The 4,753-nt window shown below is 41.0% G+C and carries 4 protein-coding genes and 2 tRNA genes (1 of these 6 cut by a window edge); 1 reads left to right on the top strand and 5 read right to left on the bottom strand.

Going from position 1 to position 4,753, the window contains the following annotated elements; translation table 11 throughout:
- The 5 genes from RQ763_RS02980 to mraY all read right to left on the bottom strand — a co-directional run.
- A tRNA-Phe gene (locus tag RQ763_RS02980) sits at positions 1-55 on the bottom strand (it extends 121 nt beyond the left edge of the window).
- A gap of 21 nt (positions 56-76) precedes the next feature.
- Positions 77-152: transfer RNA gene (locus RQ763_RS02975), tRNA-Phe, on the bottom strand.
- A 61-nt stretch (positions 153-213) separates the two neighbouring features.
- A complete protein-coding gene (locus RQ763_RS02970; RefSeq protein ID WP_314151086.1) occupies positions 214-771 on the bottom strand; it encodes a formyltransferase family protein in 558 nt (185 codons plus the stop codon).
- Positions 771-1,970, bottom strand: coding sequence for a UDP-N-acetylmuramoyl-L-alanine--D-glutamate ligase (murD, locus tag RQ763_RS02965; protein ID WP_314151084.1), 1,200 nt, complete (start codon positions 1,968-1,970; stop codon positions 771-773). Before murD ends, RQ763_RS02970 begins: the two co-directional genes overlap by 1 nt.
- Positions 1,970-3,031, bottom strand: a complete 1,062-nt coding sequence (gene mraY / locus RQ763_RS02960; protein ID WP_314151082.1) for a phospho-N-acetylmuramoyl-pentapeptide-transferase — start codon at positions 3,029-3,031, stop codon at positions 1,970-1,972. The genes murD and mraY overlap by 1 nt, the downstream gene beginning before the upstream one ends.
- A 73-nt stretch (positions 3,032-3,104) precedes the next feature.
- Here mraY and gpmI point away from each other — a divergent pair, with 73 nt between their 5' ends.
- A complete protein-coding gene (gpmI, locus tag RQ763_RS02955; RefSeq protein ID WP_314151081.1) occupies positions 3,105-4,580 on the top strand; it encodes a 2,3-bisphosphoglycerate-independent phosphoglycerate mutase in 1,476 nt (491 codons plus the stop codon).
- The last annotated feature ends 173 nt before the right edge of the window (positions 4,581-4,753 follow it).

Genomic DNA, 4,753 nt, shown 5'->3' with positions numbered 1-4,753 from the left:
AACCAAGGACACAATGATTTTCAGTCATTTGCTCTACCGACTGAGCTAATTGGCCGTGAAGTTTCTTTAAAATAGGTGGTGGCCAATCTCGGAATCGAACCAAGGACACAATGATTTTCAGTCATTTGCTCTACCGACTGAGCTAATTGGCCATATTTTAAAGAGCGCAATTATATCTTTTAGGGACTGAAAGTAAGCTTACAGAGCGCTATTTTAAATATTTTTGAAGAGTTCGACTATTGCGATTTGTTCAAGCTTTTTTATCTTTTTCTCTAGCAAATCTACGCTCTCATCACCGTTGAGTAGGAGCTCTTTTTGCAGCAATATTTTGCCCTCGTCATAGTTTTCGTTTACCTCATGGAGGGTTACACCGCTTATTTTCTCTCTGTTTTTTATAACCGCTTCATGGACATAACGCCCGTACATCCCCTCTCCGCCATACTTTGGCAGAAGTGCGGGGTGTGAGTTTATGATCTTGAACTCTCCTGTCAAATCGCTAGAGAGCTTCTTCATATAGCCCGATAGGAAAACATAATGGCATCCATACTCTTTTAAAAGTAGCGCTATTTTTTCATCTGGATTTGCATCTGTTTTTGAGTTTACGACAAAGTTATCAATGGCGTAATTTGTTGCATTTTGTAAAACTAAAGCGTTTTGATTGTTTGATATAACTAATACAAGCTCAATGTTTAGCTCTTTTTTGATTAGGGCTTCATATAGTGCGTCAAAGCCGCTTCCGTTGTGTGATGCAAGTACTGCTACTTTTATCATTAGAGCTCTCTTACACTGTTTTTAAAGACGTCACCTCTATGTGCGTAGGAGGTAAACTCATCAAGACTTGCCGCCGCGGGAGAGAGCAGGGCGACTTCATCTTCTTTTAGATTTTTGTCTATCTTTTTTACGGCATCGACTAAGTTTTCGCAGATGGTGTACGCAATGCCGTACTCACGCGCCAAGTCAGAGAGTCTCTCTTTGTTTGAGCCGATATTGTAGATTTGAACATCGCAATTTTGAAGGAATCTAAAGAGTTCGCTCAAGTCCACGCCCTTGTCATCTCCGCCTAAAATTAGATGCACATGCTGCTCTTTATAGCGTCTTAGTGCGACTATGGCAGCGTCAAGGTTCGTCGCCTTTGTATCGTTTACCCACAGACGACCACTGCGGTCTCTTAGCTCCTCTTGTCTGTGCGGGTCGATGACAAATGAGTTGATTTTTTCGTAGTCAATATGATCAAAGAGTATCTTCTCAATCGCCATCGCCAAAAGCGCATCCATCAAAAATGCGCCTTTGAAATTTACTCTGTTTATATCTATCTCAAAGCAGGAAGCCAAATCTCTCTCATCTTTGTAGCTAATCACATGAGCTGCTGTTTTTACATCTTTATATGCCTCAGGGATGATTGCAATCTCTCCCTCGCGCATCATAGTGATAGGCTTTAGTTTTGCGCTTACGTACTCACTCATATCCCCATGCCAGCTGAGATGATCGGGTGTTATAGGAAGCAGTACATAGATATTTGGTGCGGCTCTGTTTGTGTAGTGGGTAGTAAATGAGCTTGTCTCAAGTATCCACAAACTTGCCTCTAAATCAAGCTCGCCAAGAGGTGTTCCGATGTTGCCGCCTGCCTGTGAGCCTCTCTCTTGTAGCAGATGCTGCATCATCTGAGTTGTAGTAGTTTTGCCGTTTGTTCCGCTAATCCATACACATAGAGGTGCACTGTCCGCAAAAACATCATACTCGCTTATGAGATTTCTTGCTTTTTGTATCAGCGGGTTTGATGGAGGGATTCCGGGAGATGGAACCTCCAAATCAGAGTATTTTGGATTGAAATCGGATGAGGGTTTTACCTTAAAACCGTTCTCGTCCTTAAAGGGTTTTGTGCATTTGTCATCATAAAAGATTGCGTTAGGATATTTTTTTGCCAGAGCTTTTGTGGTCTTGCCATATCCAAAGAGAGAGACTCGTAACATCAGCGAATCTTTAGTGAGATAAGGGCGATGATGTTGGATAAAATGGCAATAATCCAAAATCTAACGATTATCTTGTTCTCCGCCCAATGTTTCATCTCAAAATGGTGGTGAATAGGCGCCATCAAAAATACCCTCTTTTTTCTCAGTTTGTAGCTTCCCACTTGGAGTATTACCGAGAGTGTTTCTATGACAAATATGGAGCCGATAAGAAGAAGAAGAATCTCGCTTTTGGAGATGATGGCAAGGTAGCCTAAAAATGCGCCTAGAGTTAGAGAACCGCTATCTCCCATGAAGATTTCCGCAGGATGGCAGTTGTACCACAAAAACCCTGTAAGCGCTCCAATAAGGGCACTTGATACTATCGCAACCTCTCCTATATTGATGTTTGGCATAAGCAGGTAGGAGCTGATTACCGCATTTCCCGTTATGTAGATTATGATGCTAAATGAGGTAAGCGCTATGATGGATGGCACCGTGGCAAGACCGTCAAGACCGTCGGTAAGGTTGACTGCATTTGAGGTGGCTATTATGACAAGAACCCAGAAGATAACCGAAAAACCGCCCATGTCACATACAGGATTTTTAATAAATGGTATATAAAGGTCTGTGTTGAAATCCGGTGCAATATACAAAAACATGGCAATCGCAATTGCAGAGACTATCTGTAAAAAGAGTTTGGTTCTAGCTTTTAGACCTGCAAGGTTTTCGTTTTTTTTGATTTTTGCATAGTCGTCTTTAAAGCCTATGAGAACAAATAGAAAGAGCGTAAGAATTGCTCCAAGAGCGTAGATGTTTGAGAATTTTATAGTAATTAAAGAGGCTAAAATAGTTGAAAAAATAAAAACTATTCCGCCCATAGTCGGTGTTTTTGCTTTGCCTTGATGACGCTCAGGTGCCCAGTTGTTAATAGGCTGAACACTTGATGTTCTTTGCGCCCATCTTATAAAACGAGGAAGCAAATAGAGAGTAAAAAAAAGTGCCAAAAAGAAAGCTATTCCGGCACGAATTGTGATGTATCCAAGCAGATTTATATGAAAAATTTCTGAAAGCCAGTATAACAAAGTAAGAGGTCCTTATAAATAAAAATGACATTATAGTATAATTGCATAAAATTTTTATTTATAAGGATTTCTATTGACAAAAAAGGTTGTTTTGGTCATAACAGACGGTATTGGCTACTCCTCAAAAACGGAGTTTAATGCATTTCACAATGCAGCAAAACCGACGTATGACAAACTCTTTAGCACAACTCCCCACTCGCTGATTGATACTTACGGGCTAAGCGTCGGGCTGCCTGAGGGTCAGATGGGAAACTCTGAAGTTGGGCATATGAGTATGGGAAGCGGAAGGGTTTTGTATCAGGACTTGGTAAAAATCTCTTTGGCGCTAAGCGAGAATAGATTTAAAGAGAATACCGAGTTTAAAAATCTTTTAGAAAAATCAAACAGACTTCATCTAATCGGACTTATGAGCGATGGCGGTGTTCACTCGCATATAGACCACTTTATGGGCATAGCGGACATTGCTGCACGTGAGGGCAAAGAGGTTTTTTTGCATCTAATCACTGATGGCAGGGATGTTTCGCCCACGTCTGCTAAAAAGTACCTAGAGCAGGTGAGTAAGCATGTTGGTAAAAATGTAAAAATAGCTACGATTTCAGGCCGTTTTTACTCTATGGATAGGGATAATCGCTGGGATAGAGTCCAAAAAGGGTATGAGGCAATAGTCGGCGCAACCCCCAAAACCGATATGAATCCTACAGAGTACATCGATGCATCTTATGCAAAAAATGAGACGGATGAGTTTGTGGAGCCTGTAGCCTTTGGCGGTTATGAGGGCATGAGAGATGGCGATGCTGTTTTGACTATTAATTTTAGAAGCGATCGCATGAGAGAGCTCGTAACTGCACTCGGAGATAAAACTTTTAACGGTTTTGAGAGAGAGTTTAAAAAGCTTCATTTAGCGACTATCACGGAGTATGACAAGAGTTTTGCTTATCCAGTTTTATTTAAAAAAGACTCTCCTAAAAATACTCTCTCAGAGGTGATTTCAAAAGCAGGTCTCAGACAGCTTCACACTGCCGAGACCGAAAAATATGCACATGTGACATTTTTCTTTAACGGCGGAATTGATGAGCCGTATGAGAACGAGACAAGGGTTTTAATACCCTCTCCAAATGTAAAAACTTACGATGAAAAACCTCAGATGAGCGCGCCAGAGGTCGGCGATGTGGTTTTAATGGCAATGGATGAAGCGTATGATTTTGTAGTCGTAAACTTTGCAAACGGCGACATGGTAGGACACACGGGAGATTTTGAAGCGGCAAAAATTGCCGTAACTGCCGTGGATACAGAGCTTGGAAAGATTTTAGCAAAAGCAAAAGAGAAGGGCTATGCTGTTCTCATTACCTCAGATCATGGAAACTGCGAAGAGATGAGAGATGGTGATGGACATATCTTAACAAATCACACGGTTGGAAAAGTGTGGTGTTTTGTGGAAGCCGAGGGTGTTACAAAAGTACAAAACGGAGCGCTTAATAACATTGCGCCGACTGTTTTAAAACTTATGGGTTTAGAGATTCCATCCGAGATGGATCACAGTTTAATATAAAATTTTACTCTAAACAAATTCGCTTAGGCTTCACCGTGGGTACCCCAAAGCTAAAGCTTTGACCCTTCGGTTGCAGAATCGCTCATTTTGTTTGAGCAAAATAAAATTAATAAAAAAGGAAAAATAGATGAAATTTAGCGGAAAAAATGTTTTAGTAACGGGTTCAAGCAGAG

The organism is Sulfurimonas sp., from assembly GCF_032250635.1.
In the GTDB taxonomy this organism is placed as follows: domain Bacteria; phylum Campylobacterota; class Campylobacteria; order Campylobacterales; family Sulfurimonadaceae; genus Sulfurimonas.
Note: the sequence above shows the minus strand (reverse complement) of the source record. Positions and strands in the feature narration are given on the sequence as shown.

What these genes read in the sequence shown, in the direction of transcription:
- RQ763_RS02970 (WP_314151086.1), bottom strand. Translation starts at nt 771, where the DNA reads ATGATAAAAGTAGCAGTACTTGCATCACACAACGGAAGCGGCTTTGAC.
- murD (WP_314151084.1), bottom strand. Translation starts at nt 1,970, where the DNA reads ATGTTACGAGTCTCTCTCTTTGGATATGGCAAGACCACAAAAGCTCTG.